Source organism: Paenarthrobacter sp. 10L420, from assembly GCF_056395385.1.
Genome location: NZ_JBFTJK010000001.1, coordinates 73998 through 99516, shown reverse-complemented (window position 1 = coordinate 99516; position 25519 = coordinate 73998). Strand labels below are relative to the sequence as shown.

The 25519-nt window shown below is 62.1% G+C and carries 20 protein-coding genes; 6 read left to right on the top strand and 14 right to left on the bottom strand.

What is annotated here, in order from left to right:
* Positions 1-2: 2 nt before the first annotated feature.
* Together AC1DD5_RS00435 and AC1DD5_RS00430 are read right to left on the bottom strand one after the other, a co-directional pair.
* Positions 3-245 carry a hypothetical protein gene (locus tag AC1DD5_RS00435; RefSeq protein WP_477520375.1) on the bottom strand — a complete coding sequence of 81 codons (243 nt, stop codon included), beginning with the start codon at positions 243-245 and terminating at the stop codon, positions 3-5.
* A complete protein-coding gene (locus tag AC1DD5_RS00430) occupies positions 238-951 on the bottom strand; it encodes a YesL family protein (protein ID WP_477520374.1) in 714 nt (237 codons plus the stop codon). The genes AC1DD5_RS00435 and AC1DD5_RS00430 overlap by 8 nt, the downstream gene beginning before the upstream one ends.
* Positions 952-1306: 355 nt before the next feature.
* Between AC1DD5_RS00430 and AC1DD5_RS00425 the strand changes: the two genes are divergently transcribed.
* Both AC1DD5_RS00425 and AC1DD5_RS00420 read left to right on the top strand, forming a co-directional pair.
* Positions 1307-3337, top strand: coding sequence for a DUF6807 family protein (locus AC1DD5_RS00425; protein ID WP_477520373.1), 2031 nt, complete (start codon positions 1307-1309; stop codon positions 3335-3337).
* Positions 3338-3437: 100 nt separating this feature from the next.
* Positions 3438-5060 carry an HNH endonuclease gene (locus AC1DD5_RS00420; RefSeq protein WP_477520372.1) on the top strand — a complete coding sequence of 541 codons (1623 nt, stop codon included), beginning with the start codon at positions 3438-3440 and terminating at the stop codon, positions 5058-5060.
* Here the strand turns inward: AC1DD5_RS00420 and AC1DD5_RS00415 are convergent.
* Genes AC1DD5_RS00415 through AC1DD5_RS00395 form a run of 5 tightly spaced genes read right to left on the bottom strand, consistent with a single transcriptional unit; the run spans position 5057 to position 10280 of the window.
* Positions 5057-6343: an MFS transporter gene (locus tag AC1DD5_RS00415; RefSeq protein WP_477520371.1), complete on the bottom strand. Its 1287-nt coding sequence runs from the start codon at positions 6341-6343 to the stop codon at positions 5057-5059. The genes AC1DD5_RS00420 and AC1DD5_RS00415 overlap by 4 nt on opposite strands.
* Positions 6344-6383: 40 nt before the next feature.
* Positions 6384-7052, bottom strand: a complete 669-nt coding sequence (locus AC1DD5_RS00410) for a Poxvirus protein I5 (RefSeq protein ID WP_477520370.1) — start codon at positions 7050-7052, stop codon at positions 6384-6386.
* A 25-nt stretch (positions 7053-7077) separates the two neighbouring features.
* Positions 7078-7995, bottom strand: a complete 918-nt coding sequence (locus AC1DD5_RS00405; RefSeq protein WP_442018896.1) for a carbohydrate ABC transporter permease — start codon at positions 7993-7995, stop codon at positions 7078-7080.
* Positions 7992-8945 carry a carbohydrate ABC transporter permease gene (locus tag AC1DD5_RS00400; RefSeq protein WP_442018897.1) on the bottom strand — a complete coding sequence of 318 codons (954 nt, stop codon included), beginning with the start codon at positions 8943-8945 and terminating at the stop codon, positions 7992-7994. The genes AC1DD5_RS00405 and AC1DD5_RS00400 overlap by 4 nt, the downstream gene beginning before the upstream one ends.
* A 48-nt stretch (positions 8946-8993) precedes the next feature.
* Positions 8994-10280, bottom strand: a complete 1287-nt coding sequence (locus AC1DD5_RS00395) for an ABC transporter substrate-binding protein (RefSeq protein ID WP_442018898.1) — start codon at positions 10278-10280, stop codon at positions 8994-8996.
* Positions 10281-10569: 289 nt separating this feature from the next.
* Here AC1DD5_RS00395 and AC1DD5_RS00390 point away from each other — a divergent pair, with 289 nt between their 5' ends.
* On the top strand, positions 10570-12549 hold the full coding sequence (locus tag AC1DD5_RS00390) for a beta-galactosidase (RefSeq protein WP_477520730.1): 1980 nt from the start codon (positions 10570-10572) through the stop codon (positions 12547-12549).
* 94 nt (positions 12550-12643) lie between these two features.
* On the opposite strand, the gene AC1DD5_RS00385 is transcribed toward AC1DD5_RS00390, so the two are convergent.
* The 3 genes from AC1DD5_RS00385 to AC1DD5_RS00375 form a co-directional block, all read right to left on the bottom strand.
* A complete protein-coding gene (locus AC1DD5_RS00385) occupies positions 12644-14032 on the bottom strand; it encodes an ABC transporter substrate-binding protein (RefSeq protein WP_477520369.1) in 1389 nt (462 codons plus the stop codon).
* A 153-nt stretch (positions 14033-14185) separates the two neighbouring features.
* On the bottom strand, positions 14186-15118 hold the full coding sequence (locus tag AC1DD5_RS00380; protein WP_477520368.1) for a carbohydrate ABC transporter permease: 933 nt from the start codon (positions 15116-15118) through the stop codon (positions 14186-14188).
* The gene (locus AC1DD5_RS00375; protein WP_477520367.1) at positions 15111-16055 is read right to left on the bottom strand and encodes a carbohydrate ABC transporter permease; all 945 of its coding nucleotides are present in this window, start codon (positions 16053-16055) and stop codon (positions 15111-15113) included. The genes AC1DD5_RS00380 and AC1DD5_RS00375 overlap by 8 nt, the downstream gene beginning before the upstream one ends.
* A gap of 387 nt (positions 16056-16442) precedes the next feature.
* Here AC1DD5_RS00375 and AC1DD5_RS00370 point away from each other — a divergent pair, with 387 nt between their 5' ends.
* From AC1DD5_RS00370 to AC1DD5_RS00360, 3 genes are read left to right on the top strand one after another with little or no spacing between them, the layout of a single operon-like run.
* A complete protein-coding gene (locus AC1DD5_RS00370) occupies positions 16443-17660 on the top strand; it encodes an acetylesterase (protein WP_477520366.1) in 1218 nt (405 codons plus the stop codon).
* Complete coding sequence (locus AC1DD5_RS00365) at positions 17657-19756, top strand: DUF6807 family protein (RefSeq protein WP_477520365.1); 2100 nt, start codon at positions 17657-17659, stop codon at positions 19754-19756. Before AC1DD5_RS00370 ends, AC1DD5_RS00365 begins: the two co-directional genes overlap by 4 nt.
* Positions 19753-20862, top strand: a complete 1110-nt coding sequence (locus tag AC1DD5_RS00360; protein WP_477520364.1) for a M24 family metallopeptidase — start codon at positions 19753-19755, stop codon at positions 20860-20862. Before AC1DD5_RS00365 ends, AC1DD5_RS00360 begins: the two co-directional genes overlap by 4 nt.
* A gap of 159 nt (positions 20863-21021) precedes the next feature.
* Here AC1DD5_RS00360 and AC1DD5_RS00355 read toward each other — a convergent pair whose 3' ends face one another.
* From AC1DD5_RS00355 to AC1DD5_RS00340, 4 genes are read right to left on the bottom strand one after another with little or no spacing between them, the layout of a single operon-like run.
* Complete coding sequence (locus AC1DD5_RS00355; RefSeq protein ID WP_477520363.1) at positions 21022-22473, bottom strand: aldehyde dehydrogenase (NADP(+)); 1452 nt, start codon at positions 22471-22473, stop codon at positions 21022-21024.
* Positions 22454-23605, bottom strand: a complete 1152-nt coding sequence (locus AC1DD5_RS00350) for a mandelate racemase/muconate lactonizing enzyme family protein (RefSeq protein ID WP_477520362.1) — start codon at positions 23603-23605, stop codon at positions 22454-22456. The genes AC1DD5_RS00355 and AC1DD5_RS00350 overlap by 20 nt, the downstream gene beginning before the upstream one ends.
* The gene (locus AC1DD5_RS00345; RefSeq protein WP_442018906.1) at positions 23605-24510 is read right to left on the bottom strand and encodes a 5-dehydro-4-deoxyglucarate dehydratase; all 906 of its coding nucleotides are present in this window, start codon (positions 24508-24510) and stop codon (positions 23605-23607) included. The genes AC1DD5_RS00350 and AC1DD5_RS00345 overlap by 1 nt, the downstream gene beginning before the upstream one ends.
* Positions 24507-25505 (bottom strand): NAD-dependent epimerase/dehydratase family protein, encoded by a 999-nt coding sequence (locus tag AC1DD5_RS00340; RefSeq protein WP_477520361.1) that lies wholly within the window; start codon positions 25503-25505, stop codon positions 24507-24509. The genes AC1DD5_RS00345 and AC1DD5_RS00340 overlap by 4 nt, the downstream gene beginning before the upstream one ends.
* Positions 25506-25519 lie beyond the last annotated feature (14 nt).

The following is a 25519-nucleotide window of genomic DNA, read 5'->3' as shown; positions in this document are numbered from 1 at the left end:
TCCTACTCCACTTCTTCGGGGTTGTTGTCGATCGACGATTCCGGGGACACGCCAGGGAAGCACTTCAGGCTCCACAGGTGCTGCCCGTTCTCGTCTTGATACGTTTCATTAGTGCTCTCGCCAAGGGAATCTGCGCCCGGTTCGGGGCACCCTTGGACAAGTTCGGCATGCCCTTGGATGTCAAGGGAACGATGGAGGATGTGGCGGCCGCCCGCGGGCAGGCCTTGGCGGTCGATCTCAGGCAAGGCTGGTCTCCTTGGCAGTGGAAGGGGTGGTCGAGGTGGTGGTTGCGCGACTTGAAGCTGCAACTGCTGCCGCATGGCCCGCTTCCTTGGCAAACATGGCGTCGTCATTGGCAGTAAAGAACCTGTCGCACAACCAGCCGGTGAGATAGAGCCAGCCGCCAACGGCAAAGAAGGGCACCAGTCCCGGAAGCGAGCGGCAGGCGAATACGGCGGCCGCCGTCACAAACAGGAGGATGACGGTCCCCGCGAGGTGGCGCATGGCAAAACGGGAAGACATCAGAAAGTACTGCGGAATCGTGAGCTCGTACCTGGCAAACATGGGAAAGAGGTAGCACAACGTTCCGGCCGCAAAGAGGACAGCCAGGAGGATCGCGGCCGACGCGACTTGCGAAGCCAGATCCCAGCCGGCAGAAAAGTAGCCCCAGTTCAGGACAAGGGACGCGGCAACTACCAAGACGGGAACGCCGAGGGCATTGCCCTTCCCAAAGTTCTTGAAGTACTCCTTGGCATAGCGGCGCATCAAAGGCACGGCATTTCCCTGCACCTTTTCACGGATCAGGATTTGGGCCGCAGCGGTACTGGGCCCGGCTCCCAGCACCACGCCACCCAGCAGTGTGAAGACGATCCACAGCATATTCAGGCAGGCGATCCATAGGAGTGTGTCGAAGAACGTGTAGGCCCGAAAGCCAAATCCCCCAGAAGTCATGGCACTCCCTTTCTCCATCGTTGCAGAACTGATCCATTTATCTGGCGCCGACGATTATCCTCGGCTCTCCCCGCGGTCACCGATGCCAGCCAGTGCGGACTTGGCCAAGTGCGCCACGTCACAAGTAAACGGTTTCACCGAAATTTAGACTGAGGAACTGCTTCCAGTCAAGGCTCTTCTTGAATCGTTACATTCAAGGCCGGGGATTCAGTAGACTCGGAGAATGGATTTTGGGAAAGCGCTTGCCGGTTGTAGCTTTCGAGGTATAGCCTGAACCGCCGGACGATTCGACGAATACTTTGCCGACGACGTCGTCGGATCGTCCCCAGCAGTTGCCAGCCAGCAGAGGAGAATCATGGAAACCACTTCCGCCGGGTCCGCCAAAAGTCCCAGCACCCTCAGGACTGCACCTGCAAGGATCGCTCTGGTAGGCGTTCATGGCTTCGGCGCCCATCACCTTCACAACCTGGAAAGGCTCAGGTCCGAGGGCGTGGTGGATCTCGTTGCGGTCGCAGACCCGAGTCCCCCGGCCCCAGGCACGCTGCTGCCTTCCACGGCCGTCCACTCCGATCTGGATGAGTTGCTTGCCGGGGGCCATCGGCCGGACGTGATCATAGTGGCAACTCCCATCCAGACACACGCCCCGTTGGCTCTTTCTGTGCTGGCTTCTTCGGCCCATCTGTATCTCGAAAAGCCTCCCGTCGCCTCCATGAGCGACTTCATCCGGCTACAAGAGGCCGCGGCGACAGCTGGCCGCAGCGTACAAATCGGCTTCCAAAGCCTGGGCTCCCATGCACTCACCGCACTGGAAAGACTGGCTAACGGGCAAGTTTCGGCAGACCTCCCCAGCATTGGGACGCTCAAAGGCATCACGGCCACAGGGCGCTGGGTCCGCGACCGCGCCTATTTCAAACGCTCGCGCTGGGCTGGAAGGCGAAGCCTCGACGGAATTGACGTAGTGGATGGCGTCGCCACCAATCCCTTGGCCCATTCAATCGCGACAGCCCTCCGGATCGCCGGAGCCCGAACTGCAAAAGACCTGGCCACCGTGGAGACGGATCTCTACCGAGCCAACGACATCGAGGCGGACGATACCTCCGTGATTCGGATGCGGACAGTGGACGGGCTGCCCATCACCTGCGCCCTGACGCTATGCGCCACCGAATCAGTGGAACCCTACGTCACGCTGCACGGGACAGAAGGAACGGCTGTTTTCCACTACACCGAAGACCACGTCACCGTCCGTACCGAAGCGGGCGAAACAACGCACACGTTTGGACGTGACGACCTCACCGAAAACCTGCTCCAGCATTTGTCCCAAGGCACTCCGTTGCGGAGTCCCCTGGATGAAAGCGGTGCGTTCATGCGTGTGCTGGAAGCCATCCGCACCGCCGAGGCGCCCGCACTCATTCCGCCGCAATACGTGGAATGGGTAGGCGAAGGCGAACAAGCGCATGCCGTAATTCATGGGATAGAGGAAATCCTGGAGCGGGCAACCAGGGCGCACGCCACCTTCTCCGAGCTCGGGCTTCCGTGGGCACGGAAGAACACTGCCGCCGCTGAGCCCCTTTTCGCCACTCATGCTGATTCTCCCACTGCAGACTTCCGCGCTGGCGACACCTTGGAGCCGGAGCTCTCGCCGCGGCCGTATCTCCACCCGGTTGCCACACCGTCAGGGATTGCAGTGACGGAACATCTGCCTGTGGACCACGTGTGGCACCTCGGCGCCGGGTTCGCCCTCCAGGATGTCAACGGCAGCAACTTCTGGGGTGGCCGCAGCTATCGGCGTGCGGCTGGCAGATATGAAGATCTCAGAGACCACGGCCGGATCGAGGTCCACGGCCTGCGCCGCGAAGAGGACAAAACCACGCTGGACCTCCACTGGCTCGCGGCCGACGGCGGACTCCTCCTCGAAGAGCAACGGAGCTACCAGCGAACGCATCTGGACCCCAACACCTGGCGACTCGATATCCAAACGGAACTTACCGCCGTCGTGGATGTTTCATTGGGCAGTCCTGGTTCCCACGGCGCCGCCGGCAGTGGTTACGGCGGCTTCTTCTGGCGCCTCCCCGGCAACGATTCCCCGCGCGTCTTCTCCTCCACTGCGGAAGGCGAGTCTGCGGTGCATGGTTCGGTTGCGCCGTGGCTTGCCTGGACAGGAGAGTTCGACGGCGGCCCGGCCACTTTGGTGTTTGCCGCACCTGCCGAATCGACGGACCCGTGGTTTGTTCGCTGCAGTGAGTACCCTGCCGTGGGTTCTGCCTTGGCTTGGGACACTGCCGTTGAGCTGGCTGCAGGCACGTCACTCACCCGCACAAACACGGTCTGGATCAGCGATGGAAACCTGAGCGTGGAGGCTATCGAGGAGTTGGTTGCCGGACGTTGAGCGGGTTCGTGGTGTCGCTTAGCAAACTCGCATAGCCGATTTTTTCGGAAGGCATTGTCCGAGGCCTTATATTGTCGTACCCCTCCGGAAGAGTGTTGGTATGGATCGGATTCGGGCAATGCAAGCACGCACGGTGGTCTCGGGTGTGCCCTTGCCTGCGACTGCGATTTCCAGCGGCTCTGGGTCCGAGGGCTCTGACGTTGGGGAGTTCCTCGCCAGATTGGGCTCCTTCCGCATCCGTGCAGGCAGTGCTGCTTTGATTGATCAGATTCGTGGTTTGGAGGACGTGAAGTCAGCGATCGCGGCTTTGCAGGCGCGGGCGTCGGTGGCGTTTGACCTGGCGCAGCGCCACGAACAAGCCGCCACTGGTACGCCAGCCTCGGAGCGTGGTCAGGGTGTGGGCGCGCAGATCGCACTGGCCCGGCGCGAATCACCGAACAAAGGGTCCCGGCTCCTTGGATTGGCCAAAGCACTGGTGTCGGAAATGCCGCGCACCATGGCCGCCCTGGAAACCGGACACCTGAACGAATGGCGGGCCACTCTGCTGGTGAAGGAAACAGCGTGCCTGTCCGTCGAAGACCGGGCAGCCGTCGATGAGGAACTCGCCCCCGACACCGGAACCTTCGACGGCGCCGGAGACAAAACCATCATCGCCGCCGCACGAGCCGCCGCCTACCGTCGTGACCCCCGTTCCGTGACCCAACGCGCAGCCCATGCCGCGTCCGAGCGGCACGTCAGCCTCCGCCCGGCCCCGGACACCATGACCATCCTCACCGCACTGCTCCCCGTCGCCCAAGGCGTCGCCGCCTACGCCGCGCTCACCCGTCATGCTGACTCGGCCCGCTCCGGCGGGGACACCCGGAACCGGGGCCAGGTCATGGCGGACACCCTCGTCGAACGCCTCACCGGCACCCCCGGCGGGATCAGCGGGATTGATCTGCAGCTCGTCATGACCGACCGCACCCTCTTCCAAGGCAACAGCGAACCAGCCCGGCTTCAGGGCTACGGAATCGTCCCCGCAGGGTGGGCCAGGACGCTCATCGCCGGAGGCAGCAACCAGACGAACGGAGCACCCGGGGCCGTCCAGACGGACGGGGAGTCGCGAATCAATGGTAAGAGCGGAACCAGCGGCGAGGCCGGGGTTGTGGGAAAGGCCGGGACCGACAACCAAGCGGAATCCGGGCAGGCCAACTCGGGTATGAAATGCATGGATCGCGAGGACCTTAGGGTCTTGCTTCGCCGTCTATACACAGCACCAGCCAGTGGTGAACTGCTGGCCATGGATTCCAAAGCCCGACTCTTCCCACCCGGGATGCGGCGCTTCATCGAAACCCGCGACGACACCTGCCGCACCCCCTACTGCGACGCGCCCATCCGCCACATAGATCACATCGTCCCCTGGCACAACGGCGGTGCCACGAGCCTGGCCAACGGCGCGGGGCTCTGCGAAGCCTGCAACCACACCAAAGAAAACCCCCACTGGAACGTGAAAACAATCCCTGGCGGGCGACATGAACTGGAAGTCAGCACTCCCACAGGACACAGCTACCAATCCAAAGCCCCACCCCTGCCAGGGCATCCGCCCGCCCCAGCCACGCCTGTCGCACGGGCAACGCACGTCGCACCGCCGTCTGCCGCAACGTGGTTCCCAGCATCGGCCTCACTTTGGGAGAGCTTCTTACTGCAGCGCCGGCCCAGCACCTTAACGAGCCCAGTACCTTAACGGGCTCGGTCAAAACTCCGCTTTCGGCCCAGCAACCAAAGAAGGAACCCAATCATGAACGCCGAAGCCATACCCAACGCGCCCGTGACCATCAGTGCCGCCCGTACCCCGAAATCTTCCGTGAGCCAGCCGGCGAGCAAGCCTCCCAAGGCATGCCCACCCAACAGAAGCGGAAAGTAGAGGGCCAAGACTCTCCCACGCACGCTGGCGCCAGCTTCGAGTTGGACGCTGGTGGCCGCGCTGGTGAGGAACATGAGAGTCATGAAGCCAACCACCACGAGCATGGCCACGAACAATTCCTGGGTGGGCATCAGCGAGGCAATGAGCTGCGTGAGCCCGAAGAGTCCTGCGCTACCCACGATCCCCTTGCGACCCAGGTGCTTGATCCGGGCAGCAAGGAGAGCGCCAGCCAAAGCTCCTAAGGCGCTGACCATATTGAAGAGCCCGAATCCGGCAGGACCGCTGTGCCACACGCGGTCAGCGAACGCGGCAAGGACCACGGGACCGTTCATGCCGAACGCTCCCAAGAGACCCGCCAACAGCATGATGAGCAGAAGCTGCGGCCGCGCGCTCACGTACCTGAAGCCAGCCAGGATTTGTCCACGCCTATCCCGCGGCGAGCAATCAGGGTCGTGTGCGTGATGAAGCTCAGCTGGCCGAATAATAGCGATCATCACCAATACGGCCACCCCGATCCCCGCATTCGTAGCAAATGCAGCGGCCGGGCCAGCTTGGGCAATGACGACTCCGGCCAGGGCGGGACCGAGCATGGCACCTAGTTGACCTATGGCACTGTTTAGGCCGATAGCGGCGGGTAGCCCGGCATCGCCTACTACCTCATTGACGAAGACTTGCCGGGCGGGCCCATCAATAGAGCTGGTGATGCCCAAAGCAATGCAGGAGCCGTAGACAACCCACACGTCCGTGCCGCCCATCGCATTCCAAACGGCCAGTCCAGCCGCCAGTAGTGCAGCAACGGACTGGCACACCATGAGGATTCGGCGCTTCGGAAAGAGATCCACCAACACACCGCTGATAGGACCAACCACCAGCATCGGCAGGAATTGAAGTGCAACAGCCAACCCCACAGCGGCCGGGCTTCCGGTGAGCTGCAGGACAAGCCAGTCCTGGGCGAGTCGTTGCATCCACACTCCGCCGCTGCCGACGAGCGAAAGCGTTACGAAGATCCGGTAATTATGGTGCCGGAGCGGGTAATACCAAGTCTCTGTGGAGCGACTAATGGCTGCTTTGGTGGAAGACCCGGATTGGGGGCGCGGTGACACAGTGTGATCGGCTCGATTCAGCAGGTTGTCGGATCCTCAGTCAGTCTTGGGCGCGGCTGGCGGCCCGGATCTTGACGGCAGCAGCGGCAAGAATCAGCATGCCGGGAACAATCACGAAGAGCGCCTGCAGCATCCACACGAAAACGACTGCCACGAAAAGGGCCCCGAGGAGCAACAGCGAACCGCTCCAATCACGGAACGAATCAGCCTTGGCTTGGGAGTAGGCAAGCCGCCACTGCTGCTGTGGACCGGGAAGATCCACGGACTTCCGGCCGGCGTCGCCGTCCCAGATCACTCCGCCGCTCCAGTTGCCGGCAATCCTGAGCAGGAGCACGGCGGCTGCGGCCGCCAGAATCAAGGTCGCCGGCAGAATCAGTGCCCGCCCGGGCAATTGACCCACCAGTGCGAGCAACAGGTTAAGGACAATCACGACGGCGGCTGCCGCCGTCGTGATTCCGATCTTCCAACTGCCGGGAAGCGCACGGCGGAAGTTGCCCCAAAGGCTCCGAAGGGAGTCATCCCTTCCGCTGAGGTGCCGCTCAAGATGTGCGACGCCGGCAGCATAGGCAGCCGGCGCCGTCACCAAGGGGACGGACAGGAGGAGCACAACGACTCCGGCGAGGATCGTCTCGGAGAAGAGGCCAAAGCGGTTGACCGAAATGGCCTGCCTATCCGAAGAGGACTTTCCTGTAGTGTCCACGATGCTCATTTTCTTTTTCCGTCTTCCGTGTCTGTCAGCCCTTGAGGCCCTGTGTTGAAACGCCTTCGACGATGTAGCGCTGGAAGACGAGGAAGAAGACCAACACGGGCAGGAGCGCAAGAACGGACATCGCGATCATCGCTCCGTAATCCGAGCTCTGGGTCTGGTCCACGAAGAGCCGCAAAGCCAGTGGCAGCGGGTACTTTTCGGGGGTGTTCAGGTACAGCAGCGGGCCCAGGAAGTCGTTCCAGCTCCAGATGAAGGAGAAGATCGACGTCGAGATCAATGCCGGCTTCATGAGCGGGAGCATGATGGACCCGAAGATGCGGACGTGTCCGGCGCCGTCGATGCGGGCAGCCTCGTCCAGTTCGGCCGGGAGGCCGCGCATGAACTGGACCATCAGGAAGACGAAGAACGCGTCGGCGGCCAGGAACTTGCCGATCAACAGCGGCACATAGGTGTCCACCAGACCAAGCTGCTGGAACACGATGTACTGCGGGATGATCACCACGTGGAACGGGAGCAGCAAGGTGGCAATCATCATGCCGAAGAAGATTCCGCGGCCGGGGAAGTTGATGCGGGCAAAAGCGTACGCCGAGACGCTCGCTGAAAGGACGGTGCCGACTACTGCGCCCACGGCCAGAATCAGGGAGTTGGTGAAGAACGTCAGCGTGGACACCCCGCCGATGCCGTCCATGGCTGTGACGAAGTTGTCGAAGCTGAAGTTGTTGGACCACAGCTGGGTAGTGGAACCACCGATTTCGGAGTTCGGTTTGAAGGACGAGACCACCATCCACAGAGCCGGGTAGAGAACTACCCCAACAAGCGCCAACGCAACGATGTGGAAGATGATGCTTTTGATGCGTTTGACCGTGCCCGACTCGGACTTCGGGTTGTACTCCGGGGCCGGCATGCCGGACGTGGACTGGGTGGGGGTTGCCATGGTTGTCATTTTGAATCACCGCTGTAGTGGACCCAGGACTTGGAGGTCTTGAAGAAGATCAGCGTGATGATGCCGACCACGATCACCAGGAGCCAGGCCATGGCCGAGGCGTAGCCCATCCGGAAGTCGCTGAAACCGCGCAAGTACAGGTAGAGGGTGTAGAAGAGGGTGGAGCCTGCGGGGCCGCCTTCACCATTGGAGATGATGTAGGCCGAGGCGAAGATCTGGAACGCGTGAATGGTTTCCATCAGCAAGTTGAAGAAAATCACGGGCGAAAGCATGGGCCAGGTGATGTTGAAGAACTTACGGACCGGACCGGCGCCGTCCATCGAGGCTGCCTCGTAGAGGTCGGCAGGAATCTGCTTGAGTCCGGCCAGGAAAATCACCATTGGGGCGCCGAACTGCCACACCGTCAGGAGGATCATCATGGGCATCGTCATGGACGGGTTGCCCACCCAGCCGCCGAGGTCGATGCCGAAGAAGGACAGGCCCTCATCCACAGGGCCGGAATCGCCGAACATCGCCTTCCAGACGATTGCGATGGACACGGACGCGCCGATCAAAGAGGGAGCGTAGAACGCGGAACGGTAGAACCCCTGTCCCTTTCGCTTGCTGTTCAGCAGCATGGCGATCGCCAGCGCAGCAGCGAGCTTCAGAGGGGTGCCGAACACTACGTAGCTCAGGGTTACGCCCACTGACTGAAGGAAACGTTCGTCCTGGAAGAGCGTGGCGTAGTTGTCCAGGCCTATCCACTTGGGGGCATCGAAGAGGTTGTAGTTGGTGAAGGAGAGGTACAGCGAGGAAATCATCGGACCCATGGTCAGGGCAATGAATCCGAGCAGCCAAGGCAGCAGGAAGGTGTAGCCGGCGCGGGCGTCCGCCCCTCGACGCCGCGATGTACGCGGCTGCGAGGAAGCGGACGACTGGGAGCGCCTGCTCAGGGTTGGGGTTTGAGTCACGAGATCAGTCCGTCGGTTGGAACGCCTGGATCAGACACGAATGTCTGCTCAGGCATTCTGCTTGATGAGGTCTTCGGCTTCTTTGAACCACGCGTCTGCGGCGCCGTCGATGGTGAGTTTGCCGTAATTGAGGTCAGAGCTGACGCGCTTGAAAGAGGATTCAAGCGTGCCGAAACCGACGATGGGCGGCTCCGGAGCATCCTTGAGGTACTTTTCGATGGACTTTTCGTAGTCCACAACCAGCTTGTCTGTGCCTTCAAAGGTGGTTCCGTCGCGCTGGGTCTTGGATGCCGGAACACCACGGGAGGTCTTGAAGATCTGGCCTACCTCGGGATCGTTGACCATGAAGTCGATGAAACGGGCAGCAGCATCCTTGTACTTGGTCTTGGCGCTGGCCACCATCAGCATTGAGGGCTTGAGAAAGAGTCCCAGGTTGTCCGAGTTATCGGAAGGAACCGGCACCAGCTTGAGTTCCTTGGCGCCGCTATCGCCGAGGTAACCGGCCATGAAGTTGTCCCACGTGACTTCCGTGGCAGTGACGTTTGAGCCGAACGGGGACTTCGGCAGCAGCTGCGTCGTCTTGTCTTCGCCAACGATCGCCGGGGTTCCGCGAAGCTGGGCGGTGGTGTTCCACCACTTCTTCAGGTCGTCCTTGGAGAAGCCCAGCTTGCCTTCATCCGTGAAGGCCTGAATGTTGTTTTGGCGCAACCAGATGTTGAACATCCACCAAACACCGGTGTAGTCGGTGCCGCCAAACAACGTTCCGTTGCCCTTCTGGCCCACCTCAGCAAGGAAAGAGTTGAACTCCTTGTAGTTCCACGTTCCGTCAGGCTCAGCGATGCCCATGGCCTTGAGCTTGGCGGGATCGTAGTAGACAGCGAATGCATTGGTGCTGGTGGGTATGCCGTAGGTCTTGCCGCGGATCTGGCCCGAAGGCAGGAGGGACTTATCGAAGGCATCGGTGTTGATTTTTACGGTGCCCAGGTCCAGCAGCTGGTTCCGCTGGCCGTAGTCGCGCAGGTAGGACAAGTCCCACTGCATGACGTCCGGCAAACCACCACCAGCGGCTTCCGTGGCTCGCTTCTGCCAGTATCCAGCGAAGTCAGTGAAGTTTCCGTTGACCTTGACATCCGGATTCTTGGACTCGAAGAGTGCAATCGCCTTGCGGGTGCGCTCGGCACGGTCGTCGTTGCCCCACCAGGTGTACGTGATGGTCACAGGGTTCTCGGCTGAACCCGCCTTGCCGGACGACGAAGACTGGCCGCAGGCGGACAGGAATGCCGCAGATGCAGTGCCAAGGGCAACCGTGGTGAGGAAATTCCTTCTATTGATCATGAGAGCCTCCTTGCTCAGTTGGTGCAAGCCTTTCGGTTCCCCACCAGGGAGAGTGACGGCGCTTACACTCGTTCTGAATCGATACAATATCCCCTATCGAGGATCTGGGCAAGCGTTTTCCAAGATCCTCGCCTAACCTGATAACAGTCAAGCTCCAGAGTTATCCCGCACTGCCGAACCTGACAAAGGAGTCACTTTGCCCTCCCCTGAACTTTCCCGAGACGCATCCAAGCGCCCATCCGAAAGCCCATCCGAAAGCCCCTCCGGAGCGCCCTCTGTATGGAACAGCATCAACGGCCTCGCCTACGGCGGCGACTACAACCCTGAGCAATGGCCGGAAGACGTCCGCCGTGAAGACATCGAGCTCATGAAGGAGGCGGGGGTCAATTTCCTGAGCGTCGCCATCTTCTCCTGGGGCCTGCTGGAACCCGTGGAAGGCCAGTACGATTTCGACTGGCTGGACGACGTCATGGACAACCTCCAGGAAGCGGGCATCAAGGTGGCACTGGCTACGGCTACGGCATCACCGCCCGCCTGGCTGGCCAGGAAACACCCGGAAATCCTGCCGGTGACAGCGGAAGGAACAAGGCTGGAACGCGGCTCGCGGCGCCACTACACGCCGTCGTCCTCGGTGTACCGCAGGTACGCAACCACCATGACGCGGGTCATCGCCGAACGCTACCGGAACCACCCGGCGCTGGCACTGTGGCACGTGGACAACGAGCTCGGCTGCCATGTTGGCGAGTTCTACGGAGAAGAGGACGCGGCCGCATTCCGGGCCTGGCTTGAGCGCCGGTACGGATCCATTGAGGCACTCAACGAGGCTTGGGGAACGGCTTTCTGGTCCCAGCACTACGCTTCATTCGAGGAAATCATCCCGCCCGGAGCCGCCCCCACCACGCTTAACCCCGGGCAGCAGTTGGACTTTGCACGCTTCAATTCATGGGCGTTCATCGATTACTACCGCGCCCTGCTGGCGGTTATCCGCGAGGTCACGCCGAACATCCCCGCCACCACTAACTTCATGGTTTCCAGCGCCACCAAAACCCTGGACTACTTCGATTGGTCCAAGGACATGGATGTGATCGCGAACGACCATTACCTGGTGGCTGCCGATCCTGAACGGGAGATCGAACTTGCCTTCAGCGCGGACCTCACGCGCGGCGTGGCCGGCGGCGAGCCGTGGATCCTGATGGAACATTCCACGTCTGCGGTCAACTGGCAGCCCCATAACCAGCCAAAAATGCCCGGGGAAATGCTCCGCAACTCCCTGACGCATGTGGCCCGCGGCGCCGACGCCGTCATGTTCTTTCAGTGGCGCCAAAGCAAGGCCGGATCTGAAAAATTCCACTCGGCCATGGTTCCGCACGGCGGACGGGACACACAGGTCTGGCGCAACGTGGTGGAGCTCGGCGATGCCCTGTCCAAGGTGGAATCCGTGAAGGGTTCCCGTGTGGAATCGCGGGTTGCTTTCGTCTTTGATTACGAAGCATGGTGGGCCTCCGAGCTGGATTCGCACCCAAGCCACGACGTGAAGTACCTGGAAACCATGCGCGCCTTCCACCGTTCCCTCTACCTGCGTGGCGTCACTGCGGACTTCGTCCACCCCTCCGACGACCTCTCCGGCTACGATCTCATTCTGGTCTGCACCCTCTACGCCGTGACGGACGCTGCCGCCGCCTCGATCGCTGCCGCAGCAGAGCGTGGTGCAACGGTCCTCATCAGCTACTTCAGCGGCATCGTGGATGAGCTGGACCACGTTCGGTTGGGTGGCTACCCGGGTGTTTTCCGCGAATTGCTGGGTATCCGAACCGAGGAATTCCACCCGCTTTTCCCGGGCAGCACACTCACACTCAGCGATGGAACAGTTGGTTCCTTGTGGAGCGAGCACGTTCACGTGGCTGAGTCTGGGCCGGCCGAAGTTCTGGCAACCTTTACGGACTACCCGCTCGACGGCGTCCCTGCCCTCACGCGCAGATCCACCGGCACGGGGGCGGCTTGGTACCTCGCCACACTCCCCGACGCCGACGGCATCGATTCACTGACTGCCCGACTTTTGGAGGAGTCTGGGGTGACGTCCGTTGCACAGGCTTCTGCCGGCGTCGAACTCGTCCGACGGCGATCCGCGGACGGCCGCAGCTTCCTCTTCGCCATCAACCACACTCGGGATGACGTGACCGTGAAGGCCGACGGCGACGAACTGCTAAGCGGAGCACGCTTCGGCGGCGTGGTCCCCGCCGGAGCCGTGGCAGTTATCGCAGAGGACTAACCGAAGCAGATAGCGCCAACGCAAAAACCGCGCCCCGGGCGGATCACGAATGATTCGCCCGGGACGCGGTTCTTTGATGCATTGATGCCGGAAGCTAGGCTCCGATCGCGGACTTCATCTCGTCCACGGCCTTCTTACCGGCTTCCTCGGTGGAGAGCCTGTTGAACAGGACTTCCGAGGAGTAGCGCTTGATGATTTCCTGAATGGCACCTGCACCCTTGGGCGGTGCGGCCGGAGCTTCACCGAGCTCGGGCTGGATCTCACTGATGAAGTTGACCACCTTGGTGTCCGCCGTCGCCAGTTTGGGAGCGATTGCATCGCGGACGTCCGAGTTGGGGTAAACGCCGCGGTCAGCCAGCAGAATTTCGCCGGCCTTGACGTTGTTCGTCAGGAAGTCGATGAACTTGGCCGTCTCTTCAGGGTGCTTGGTCCTGGAGGATGCTGACCAGAACTGGGAAGCCTTGTACCAAAGCTTCGTATCAGTGGCCTTGCCCGTCTTGGAGGGGAAACGAAGGATCTGCAGTTCGCCGCCCGCAGCTTTCTCGAGCGCCGGCAACTGGTTGGACCACCAGAACGCCATGCCGTTCTTGCCGGTTGCCAGGCCACTCTGATCCAGTGGAGCAGCCTCGGCCTCAACAATTTCCGATGCCGACGGAACAGCCTTTTTCTCGCTGAGTTCCTTCAGGAAGTCCCAGTAGCCTGCGACGTCCGAGGGCTCGAAACCAAGCTTGCCGTCCTGGGTATAGAGTGACTTGCCGTTCTGACGCAGCCACACACCCAGGGACGCCTCATCGGTACCGTATGCAGCAGCCCCGTAGGTTCCCTTGGGAGAGTTGGCCGTGACCTCCGCGGCAATGCGCTCGAAGTCTTCCCACGTCCAGGTCTTGTCGTCCGGAAGAGCGACGCCCGCAGCCTTGAAAACAGCCGGGTTCGCGAGGATGGTGGCAGCGTTGATGCCTGCTGCAATACCAGTGAGTCCCTTGGAACCCTTGCCAGCATTCAGCGCGGCTTCGTCCAGCTTGGACGTGTCGATCTTGTACTTGGACAGATCCAGGAGCGCTCCACGAGTGGAGTACTCGGTGATGTACTTTTCGTCCATCTGGATGATATCCGGAGCGTCGTTGGCAGCAACCTGGGTGGCCAGCTTGTCCCAGTAGCCACTCCAGTCGCCATATTCGGCCTTGATCTTGATGTTGGGATTCTCGGCTTCAAAAGCCGCGATGGCTTGCTGCGTCAATTGCGCACGCTTGTCGCCGCCCCACCAGGAAAAGCGGAGTTCCACCTTGCCGTCGGCACTCTTTTGTTCTGCCCCACTGCCGCATGCGCTGAGCGCCAGAACGGCAGCAGCTGTGGCAGCGATGATTGCGGAGGCGCGAAGCCGCCGCTTGGACCGCTTGGCCTTGGGTTCCGATGCGCGGGCTTTGGAAGAACCTGCGGAAGCACCTGCAGGGGCGATTCCTTCACCCTTTGGAAATACCGGCACTGTTGTCTCCGATCCTCTTTGATCTTGATACGAATGAGAAAGCGTTTTCTTGCGTGGGTTTTATGCTACAAGTCACAATCTTGTATGACAAGATCCCAGCTTGTATTACTTGTCGGGCGGAAGCCCTGGACTTCCACTCAGTACGTCGACGTCCTATTTGATGCCGGTGGTTGCGATGCCTTTGATGAGGAACCGCTGGCCGAACAGGAAGACAAGGAACACAGGGAACAGGGACACGATGGACATCGCGAAGAGCGATCCCCAACTCGTGGCGGACTGCGAATCAACGAAAGCGCGAAGCGCTACGGGGACCGTAAACATGTCCGGATCAGTGAGGTAGATAAGTGCACCGAAGAAGTCGTTCCACGTCCAGATGAAAGTGAAGATCGTGGTGGTGGCGAGGGCCGGAACCATGAGAGGAAGTATGACCCGGAGGAAAATCCTCGGGTGGCCGGCGCCGTCAATGCGGGCAGCCTCATCCAATTCCTTCGGAATGCCACGGATGAACTGGACCATGAGGAACACAAAGAACGCGTCCGTGGCCAGGAGCTTTGGCACGATGAGCGGCCAGAAGGTGTTCACCCAACCGATCTGCGAAAACAGGATGTACTGCGGCACGATCACAACATGGAATGGCAGCATGATGGTCAGCAGCATGATTCCGAAGAATAGCTTTTTGCCACTGAACTGCAGCCGGGCGAAGGCATAGGCGGCCATGGAGCACGAGATCAGGTTTCCGAGGATCGAGCCAAGTACGACGATGGCGGAGTTGATCATGTAATGCCCGAAGGGGTGCGTCAGCGCAGACCAACCATCGGTGTAGTTGCTCATTTCCAGGTTATTCAGCCAAAGGCCGGGTTCGCGGAAGATGAGGTCATTGGGCCGCAGCGAGGAAACAACCATCCACAGCAGCGGGTAGATCATGATCCCGCCAACGAGGATCAAGATGGCGTGCTTGATGAGTCCCTTGATGCGGGCGTTCCGGCTGAAAGCCAGGCTTCCTGGCGATTCACGGCGGCGCGGGCTTTTGCTGGTCTTGCTGCTTTGGCTCTCAGCGGCGGCGGGGAGGGTCTGGATTTTAGTCATCGTAGAACACCCAATACTTTGAAGCGATGAAATTGATGGCAGTGAAGGCGCCGATAATGACCAGCAGGAACCAGGCCATCGCGGAGGCGTAGCCCATATCGAACTGACCGAAGCCCTTCTGGTACAGGTACAGCGTGAAGAACATGGTGGAGTCGGACGGTCCGCCGTTGCCGCCAGAGACGATAAACGCCTGCGTGAATGACTGGAACGAACCAATGATTTGCAGCACCAGGTTGAAGAAGATGATGGGGCTCAGCATCGGCAGCGTGATCCGCCAGAACTTCTGCAAGGTGGTGGCGCCGTCAACTTCGGCGGCCTCGTAGTACATGTTCGGGATCTGGCGCAGGCCCGCCAGGAAGATGATCATGGGGCTGCCGAACGTCCAGACGTGCAGCAGGATGATGGAGCCGAGCGCCGTGTTGGGATCCGAGATCCAGCCAGGCCCCTGGATGCCGATCATGGCGAGGACCTGGTTCACAAGGCCGGTGGTGCCGAAGATCTGCTTCCAAAGAATCGCAACAGCCACAGATCCGCCCAGCAACGACGGCAAGTAGAAGATGGAGCGGTAGAACGGAAGGCCACGAAGCCCTTTGTCCAGGACCAGCGCGATCACCAGGGCCACAGCCAGTTGGAGCGGCACGCCTACCAGCACATACGTGAAGGTGACGCGCAGGGAATTATGCAGGCGGGCATCGCCGAACATACGGACGAAGTTGTCGATTCCCACCCATTGCGGTGGTTGCAGAAGGTTGTAGTCCGTGAAGGACAGATACAACGACATCAGCATCGGACCCACGGTTATGACCACGAGGCCGATCAGCCACGGAAGCAGGAAAACATAGGCGGCCTTGTTGTCGCGGCCGTTCGCTTTCTTCTCCTCCTTGGTCATGGGCCCCTTGCGGCGGGACATTGTGGAGAGTTCGCCGATGGCGCTCATCGCTTCCCTCCTGCCTGACCGCGAACGCCTTTCGGCGTCCCCGTGTGTTCATAAGCGGCCATGTGGTCTCCTTTGGTCATCGTGGCCATCCACGGAGTACGAGTGTGGTTGATGCTTGCCTTCCGGGACGCCGCCGTTCTCTTGGCGGTACCCCTTGACTCACCGGGATACGGGTCCTGGTAATCAGCGGCTCCGTACCAAAGTAAACGCTTTCTTGACCCATGTACAGCCTTTTGCTAATTTTTGAGAAAGCGTTTTCTGACGAAGCCGCCCAGACCCGTTTACACGCGACCCGTTTACACACACCAAGAAGTCCGGCGTGCGCTTTCGCGCATCATCCGCACCGAAAAGGCAGGACACCATTGTTCCCCAAGCACGGCGACTGCCATGACCACTGCTGACATAGCCGCAGCGCCCACCCGCCCCAGCGCTCTTGAGCGCTACGAGGATTGGCCCGCTTACGTTGCCCGGCATCCCTTCGCGGCAGCCTCACCAAGTGCCCAGCAGCTTGCCGACACACTCGGAGTTCCGGCTATTGGCCCGGCTCCTGAATACAGCGTGGACTCGGAAACCGAACACGACGGCGTCATCACCTCCCGCCTGTCGTGGCAGCTTGGATTCGGGTCAAGAACCTCGGCTTGGTTCGTGCGGCCGGCTGGCTCCATAGGCCCGCTGCCCGGGATACTGGCTCTTCACTGCCACGGTGGGATCAAATCCCATGGCGCGGAGCGGCTGGTGCTACTTCCACAAGACAATGAGAACGACGCCGACGCCACCACTGCGGCCGGGTTCGATCCGGTGCCGGCCGAGTTGCGGGAAAAGCTGTACGGTGGGCGGCCGTTCGCTACGTGGCTTGCGCAGCAGGGCTTCGCGGTCCTGGCGCACGACGCCTTCATGTGGGGCAGTCGCCGCTTCGGACTCGAACCCCTGCCCTGGCGGACGGCCCACGCCGTCAACGGCCAGCAGGCACTGTGGCGGGAGCCCGGCGTCGAACCTTCCGCGGCGGATCTTTACAACGCAGCAGCGGCAGACCACGAACAAACTGTGGCGAAGGCCGCAATCCTCTTGGGCACCAGCATCGCGGGGACAGTCGCGCATGACGACGTCGCGGCTCTGGGCATCCTGGCGGCCCTCCCCGGAGTCGATGCGGAACGCCTTGGATGCATTGGATTTTCAGGTGGAGGCGGCCGGGCCATGGTGCTCGCTGCACTGAGTCCCCTGGTCCGAAGTTACGTGGTCACGTGCATGATGACCACCTTCGCCTCACTCCTCCCCGCCTACCTCGATGCACATTCCTGGTTGCTCCACTCCCCTGGCCTGTCAAAGCTGGGGGATTGGCCCGATCTGGTGGTGCGTTCAACTGCCGGAGCTGTCCTGGTCCAGTACGCACTTGCCGACGAACTGTTTCCAGAGGCAGGAATGCGCGACGCCGATGCCCACCTTTCGCAGCGGATGCCGGCTGGGCGGTACACAGGCAGCTTTTGGCCCGAGCCCCACGTTTTCTCCACTGCCATGCAGGAAGAGGCGGCAGCATTCCTCTCCTCCAACCTCCGGGCAAAACCCCATCGTTTCCCCACAACTGATCCCGCTAGGACAGCACTATGACTTCGCCCTCAACGGCCGCCGGCACCAACGTGGCCATTCCCAACCAACTGCCCCGGGTAGCACTCGTTGGCGTTCACGGATTCGGCGAAAGGCACCTTGACAACCTCCGTCGGCTTGGTTCTGCCGGAATGCTTGAACTAGTAGCTGTTGCCGATCCAATGCCGCCGGCCCAGGACCAGTTGCCTCCTGAGGTGGGCGTCTACAGTTCCCTGGAGGAGCTGCTGGCTGCGGGAAGAGCCCCCGACGTCGTCATCATTTCCACCCCTATCCAAACCCACGCCCCGCTGGCCCTCACAGCGCTCGGGGCAGGCGCCAACGTTTACCTCGAAAAGCCTCCCGTGGCTTCCATGGCGCAATACGAAAGCGTGCTTGCAGCGGCGGCGAGCGCCGGGCGGCTGGTTCAAGTCGGTTTCCAGAGCCTTGGTTCGCACGCCCTTCCCGCCATTGAAAAGTTTGTGGCCTCGGGAGAAATCGGCGAGGTCCGCGGCATCAGCGCCACCGGTCTATGGCTCCGGACCAAGGGCTACTTCAAACGCTCCCGCTGGGCCGGTAAGCGAAGCCTGAACGGCACGGATGTGGTGGACGGCGTGGCGACGAACGCCTTGGCACACGCTGTGGCTACTGGGCTGCGACTCGCAGGTGCCAGGACCCTTGCCGACGTCGAATTGGTCGAAACCGACCTATACCGTGCGAATGACACCGAGAGCGATGACACCTCCGTGATCAGGGTCCGGACCGCGACAGGCACTGTGCTGACGTGTGCCTTGACGTTGTGCGCACCAGTGCAGTCAGCGCCATCGGTGACCATCTACGGCACACTCGGGCAGATCAGGCTTTCCTACACGGAAGACAGTGTGGAGGTCACCACTCCCAGCGGGGTCCGGACTGAGACTTTCGGGCGGACGGACCTGTTGGAAAACCTCTTGTCAGCACGGACCGAACAAGATCTGCTGAGCCCCCTGAGTGGAGCCGGCGCCTACATGTCCGTGCTGGAAGCGGTACGAACCTCGGACGCACCCACGCTCATCCATCCAGACCATGTGACATGGCTGGGTGACGGCGACGACGCCCATGCCGTGGTGCAGGGCATCGACTCGTGGATCCGACGCGCTACGTTGGGCCAGGCCACGTTCGCGGAACTCGGGGCGCCGTGGGCGGCGAGTACCGCTGGATCAGCCCAGCCAGAACTGAAGGTCAACGGCACAGCCGTCGCCACCGTCCGGGACGGCTCCCACATCCGGCCAACTTCCTCTCCGCGCCCATACCTCCACCCCATCCGAACCCTTGCCGGCACGGTCGTAAGTGACCACATCCCGGAGGACCATGTGTGGCACCTTGGGGCAGGGGTCGCAATCCAGGACGTGGACGGTATCAATTTCTGGGGTGGCCGGACCTACACCCGCGACGCCGGAGCTTACGTCTGGCGCAAGGACCACGGCCGCGTGGTCCTTGAGTCTGCCGAGCACAGGGATAGCGCCGACCACGGAGATGGCGCCGTACACAGGGATGGCGAGCGGCACGAACTGTTGAGCTGGGTGGGCCCTGACGGTACCCCTGTCCTCCGCGAACAGCGCGGGTGGCGCTGGGCCGCCGTCGGGGATTCCGTCTGGCAGCTGACGCTGGACTTCAGGCTCGAATCCGCCACGGGACGCCCCGTGTTGCTGGGCAGCCCGGGTTCCAACGGAAGAGCGGAGGGCGGTTACGGCGGCTTCTTCTGGCGCCTGCCAAGGGTCAGCGATGCGACCATCTGGACCCCTGATTCGCGCGGTGAAGATGCGGTCCATGGCAGCGTAGCGCCCTGGCTGGCTTGGTCAGGAACTTTCGACGCCGTAACGGGTGGCGGTCATACTGCAGGCGATCCGGGTCTGGGCCATCCGGCCACGCTCGTCTTCCTTGCGTCGCCTCAAGCGCCGGACCCCTGGTTCGTTCGGCACTCGGGCTATCCGGGTGTGGGGCTGTCCCTGGCATGGGAGTCGCCGGTGGCCGCAGAACCCGGCCGCCCTGTGCATCGCACGGTCAGGGTGCTCATTGCCGACGGCTTCCTTGCCACTCAAGACATTGAACAGCTCATTTCAACCCAGGGGGACCCAGCATGACCGCTCCGACTCAATTAACGCCGGCTCTGGCTGCCGTCACTGTGCCCGGCAATGCCGCCGACCGTGTGGTGAAACGCCGCCGCATCCTGGACATCCTGGACCACTCGGGTCGCGACTCGCTTCTGCTCACCAGCAACACGGCGCTCACCTGGTACCTGGACGGCAGCCGGGTCCACATCAGTCTGGCCGGCGATCCCATTGCCGCCCTCTTGGTGGATCGAACCGGGGATCACCTGGTGACGTTCAACAACGAAGCCGGCCGGATCGAGGCAGAGGAACTTCCCGAGGGCGTCAACCTGCACAGTATTCCGTGGCACGGCCAACTGCATGCCTCTGCGGCCGGGCTGGCCGACGATGGAAACCCGCTGATGGAAGCCGCTGTCACCGCCGAACTTCGCGCAGCCCGGCAGCAGCTCCTGCCCGCGGAGACAGCCCGCTATGCCGAGCTCTCCGCCGATGCCGCAGCTGCCATGACGGATGTCCTCACAGGTGCAACGCCGGAAACCACAGAGTTTCAGCTCGTCTCCGAGCTGGCCGCGCGGATTGTGGCGGTGGGTGCAGAGCCGCTTGTCCTGCTCTGCAATGGTGCTTCACGCAGCGACTTCCGCCATCCACTCGCCACGCATTCCCCCATTGGCCGCAGGGCCATGGCAGTAGTGTGTGCCCGGCGTCATGGCTTGGTGGCCAACGTGACCCGTTGGGTAGCGTTCGACGCCGGCACTCACCTGGAGCTCGACGCCGAATCCCGCATCGCAGCAGTTGAAGCGGACGTATTCCGTGCCACCGTGCCGGGTGCCAAGCTCAATGAGGTCTTCGCTGGTATCCAGGATGCCTATGTGCGTCATGGTTTTGGTCCCGAGCAATGGACAATGCATCACCAGGGTGGTCCTGCAGGTTATGCGGGCCGTGATCCTCGGGTCACTGCAGACGTGACGGACAGAATCGTCGTCAACCAGCCCTTCACGTGGAACCCCTCCGGACCAGGCGTGAAAATCGAAGACACGGTCCTGCTCACGGATTCCGGCCTGCGCGTCCTGACCACTGACGACCGTTGGCCAACCACGGAAGTGGACGGCCGCCGTCGTCCGATCACCCTGCGGCCGTAAGCTGCACCAAACCCCAACCAACGCGAGGGGGCGGGGTCACCGTGATGGTGGCCCCGCCCCTTTTGTCCGCCCCTACCCAACTAGGTCGCAGTTAAGCGCGTTTTGAGGGGGCGAAGAACGCGCTTAACTGCTACTTAGTTGGGTGCGTGCGGGGAGGTGTTAGCTGAGTGTTAGCACGCCGTCCACCCGACGCGGGATGCCCAACGGGTTCGACTCGCGCAGGGCCGGGTGCAGGATGTTGTCCGGCGCGTCCTGGTAAGCCACCGGACGCTGGAAGCGGCGGACCGCGGTGGCGCCCACGGAGGTGAACAGCGATGTCGTGGCGGGGTACGGTCCTCCGTGCTGCTGCGACCAATTCACGGCAACGCCAGTGGGCCAACCATCGAACAGGACCCGCCCGGCGAGCTCACTCAGCTGCTCCACGAGCGCCGAAACGTCCTCACCCGGCTGCGCATGGACAGTGGCGGTGAGGCTGCCCGGAACCTTGGCCAGGGCTTGGGAAAGCTCTTCATCATTGGCGTACTCAATGAGGAGCGTGGTGGGCCCGAAGCACTCTTCCAGCAACTCATCAGGACGCTCCAGCACGTTGGCGGCGCTTGTGGAGAACACCACCGGCGCGGCGCCGTCGGCCAGGCTGTCCTGATCCACAGTGCCACTCACCACCGAAACACCCGGCTGCTCCGCAACACTGCGCAGGCCGTAAGGGTAGGCCTCCGCGATCCGCTCAGTCAGCATGGCCGCGGTCGGCTTGTCCTTACTTGCCTCTGCTACCTGGGCAGCGAACTCGGTGCCAGCGGGGATAAAGACCAGCCCGGGCTTGGTGCAGAACTGCCCCGCGCCCTGGGTGAAGGAACCAGCCAGGCCTGCCGCAAGTTCGTGGCCGCGGTCGGCCAGGGCAGCATCAGTGATAACCACCGGGTTCAGGCTGCCCAGCTCGCCGTAGAAGGGAATCGGCTCCGGGCGGGACGTTGCGAGGTCGAACAGCGCGCGGCCGCCAGGGATGGAACCGGTGAAGCCCACGGCCTTGATCGCGGGATCCTGCACCAGGGCGGTACCTGCCTCGCGTCCGCTCACGAGGGCGAAGATTCCGTCCGGAGCGCCGGCACTGGCCAGGGCTTCGGTCACGATCTCGGCAGTCCGCTGGGACAAGCGGAGGTGGCCGGAATGGGCTTTGACGATCACCGGGCAACCGACAGCGAGCGCCGATGCGGTGTCGCCACCGGCCACCGAGAACGCGAACGGGAAGTTCGACGCCGAGAACACGGCCACCGGTCCAATCGGACGCAGGATGCGGCGCAGGTCAGGCTTGAGCGGGGTGGCGGCAGGATCCGCGTGGTCGATGACGGCCTCCAAGTACGAGCCCTCCGTGACGACCTTCGCGAACAGCCGGAGTTGGCCGCTGGTCCGGGCTACCTCTCCGGTGAGCCGAACCGTACCAAGGCTGGTTTCGGAGTCAGCTATGGACACCAGTTCCGTCACGTTGGCGTCCAGGGCGTCGGCGACGGCGGTCAGCCAGGCCGCGCGCTCGGCGTCGGACGCTGCGGCGGTCACCTTGAAGGCTGCGGCGGCAGCGGCCGTCACCGCGGTCAGGTCAAGAGTTGCTGTACTCAATGTGGTTTCCTTTACTCTCAGGGTCGGAGCTGCTCTCAAGGACGGAGCTCTCACGTGCGGTCGGATTCGCGGCAAAGTCGAAGCCAAGGCCTGGACGGCCTACGGAGCTGAGCCTGCTGTTGCGGATTCGGATGGGAGACGGCTCAGCGAGGATGCCGAGCTGCTCAAAGGAAGCGTCTTCCACGTCCTCCACGCTCACGGCCTCAGCCAGGGTGAGCGCCAACTGCCCGGAGAGCTCCGGAAGCAGGTGCGGAGCCACCCTGATGCTGTTGGCGCGGGCCAACTCAACGATCCTGCGGAATGGCGTAATGCCGCCCACGCGGACAATGTTGGGTTGGATGATATCCACGGCTTCGGCTTCGATGAAGTCGCGGAAACGGTAGATGGTGTGGACATTCTCGCCCAGCGCGATGGGCACTGGAGAGTGTTTACGCAGGCGCCGGTAAGCCCAGAGATCGTCAGCGCGGATTGGTTCTTCCAGCCATTCCAGTCCGTACTCCCCCAAAACGTCCAAAGCACGGAAGGTGTGGGCCAGGTCCCAGCGTTGGTTGGCGTCAATCATGAGCAGACGGTCCGGGCCGATGACCTGCCGCACTGCGGCAACCCGTTCAGCATCCTCGCGTAGCTCAGGCTTTCCCACCTTGATCTTCACAGCCTTATGACCAGCGGCAACCCAACGCTGTGCCTGCTCCACGAGTTGTTCCAAGGAGTAGTGCAGGTTCACGCCCGAGCCATAGACCTCCACCGATTCCTGGCGTTGACCCAGAAGAGCAGTGACGGAGGTGTCGGACTGACGTGCCTTGAGGTCCCACAGCGCGAGGTCCACGCCGGCCATGGCGATAGTGGTCAGGCCTCCCCCACCTGCCTCGTGCAGGCGCTTCCACAGCTGGTCCCACACCGTTTCCGGATTAGGCTCCAGGCCAAGGATGAAGGGGGCGATGTCGTGGTCCAGGAGGGCTTTGACTGCCTGGGGACCAATAGTAGGTGTCCACGAGAAACCATGGCCCACGCCGCCGTCGTCAGTGGTCAGCTCGGTGACGATCACATGGTTCTCGGGCGCTTCAGCACCCCAACTGCGCAGCAGCGGAACCGTGATCAACCGCGTGGTGAGCCCCGTAATGCGCGCTGTCATCAGCTGACGGCCAGCTCGTGGCCCTTGGCCAGGATCGATTTGAGCTCCAACAGTTGTTCGTCTGTGGGGTCGACCAACGGCGGGCGAACAGGGCCTACCGGCAAACCGGCCAGGCGCAGGCCCGCCTTGACGAGCGAAACGCCGAAGCCGGGAGTCTGGTCCCGAAGTCTCACGAGGGGGGCGTAGAAGCCCTCAAGGAGTGCGTTTCGGCGGTCTTCATCACCAGAGACGTAGGCGTCGTAATAGGCCTTTGCGATCTCCGGAGCCATGGCAAAGGCAGCAGAGGAATAGAGCGGGATCCCGAGGCCACGGTAGGCGCCCTGTGTCAGCTCTGCCGTGAGGAGTCCGTTGAAGAGTGCGAAGTCGGTTCGGCCGCTGGCGTTGATGGCGGATACGATTTCCTGCGCCAGGCCGACGTCCCCGATCCCATCCTTGAAGCCGATGACTTTGGGGTTCGCAGTAAGACGGGTCATGGCTGCGGCAGTGAACTTCGCCGTTCCCCGGTGATACACGATCACTGGCAGGCTACTGGCTGCGGCGATGGCCTCGACGTAAGCAACGACGCCGTCTGTTGGCCCTGTTACGAGGTACGGCGGGAGAACCAGCAAGGCGTCAGCGCCTGCCTCCTCGGCAACCTTGGCGGCAGCAAGGGCGTGGCCCAGCGGGCCGCCGGCGCCTGCGACTACCGGGACAGCTCCGGCAACAGCTTCGACGGCGGCAGTCACCACGGTCCGGATCTCCTCCAGGGAGAGGGCATGGAATTCACCCGTGCCGCACGCGGGGAACACACCTCCGGGGCCAAAAGGAAGGCGTGACGTGATGTGCTCCTTCAGGAGTGCTACGTCCACCGAGCCGTCTTCGGCAAAGGGTGTGACGGGGAAAAACAGTACGCCGTCGAAGTTCATGGTGTCTCCTTGGTTGCTCCTGCCGGGACCAGGCCGGCAGGATTCTCGTCGTCGAGTAGTGCTTGGTCTGATGCTGCTGAATCTGCGCCTTCGTAGGGCGGCGTAAGTTCGGTACGCCAGCTGCGCTTGGGCTCCCAGCCAAGCAGCTCACGCGCTTTCCCCACCGAGAACGCCGGGCTGGTGCCGGTCAGGTGTTCGGTGAGCGGGGCGCTGCCGGGCAGGAAACGCGGGAACAGCTCAGCGAGCGGGGAAGTGGCCAAGGCATCCTTGGCTCCGACGAAGAACACCTGGCCGTTGGGGATGGTGTCCATCTTTTCCAACAGGACGTCCAGGAATTCTGCTACGTCCCGGGCGTCAACGTAGTTGAACAACGCGGGGGCGGACAGGGCCGGATCGGCAAGGCGTTCGCGGACCGTGTGTCCCTGCTGCGTGGGAGCGCCTTGCCACTCTTCCGGGGAGATGACAAAGCAGGGCCGGAATGCCGCGTACCGGATTTTGTTGCCTTGCGCCGCGGCAAACATCTGCACTGTTTGTTCGGCGATCAGCTTGGAAAATGCGTACGCATTCCAGGGCTTGGGTGGCGTCTGCTCGTCCAAGGGGAACGACGGCGGCATCCAACCGGCGGGTGAGCCGTAGCCCAGGGCGGTGGGGCTGCTTGCCGTAATAATCTTGGGAATACCCGCGTCAGTGGCTGCACTGATCACCGCGTAGGCGAGCCGGGTATTGGTACTGAAGATGACTTCCTCAGGCGCGCTGAAAGGTACGGCGATAGCAGCGAGGTGGATGACGGCGTCGGGGTTTGTTTCCCGGAAAAGCCGCTCCGCTTCTCCCGGGGCCATAAGGTCTGCCGTGTACTGCACGGCATTGGCCGGCAGTTGCTCGGCCGGGACGGCATCGCGATCAACCGAGACCACCTCGTGGCCGGCCTGGGCGAGTCCGGTCACGACGCTGCGGCCAAGGCGGCCCGAACCGCCGGTGACGAAAATCCTGCTCATGGTGTTGTCCTTGT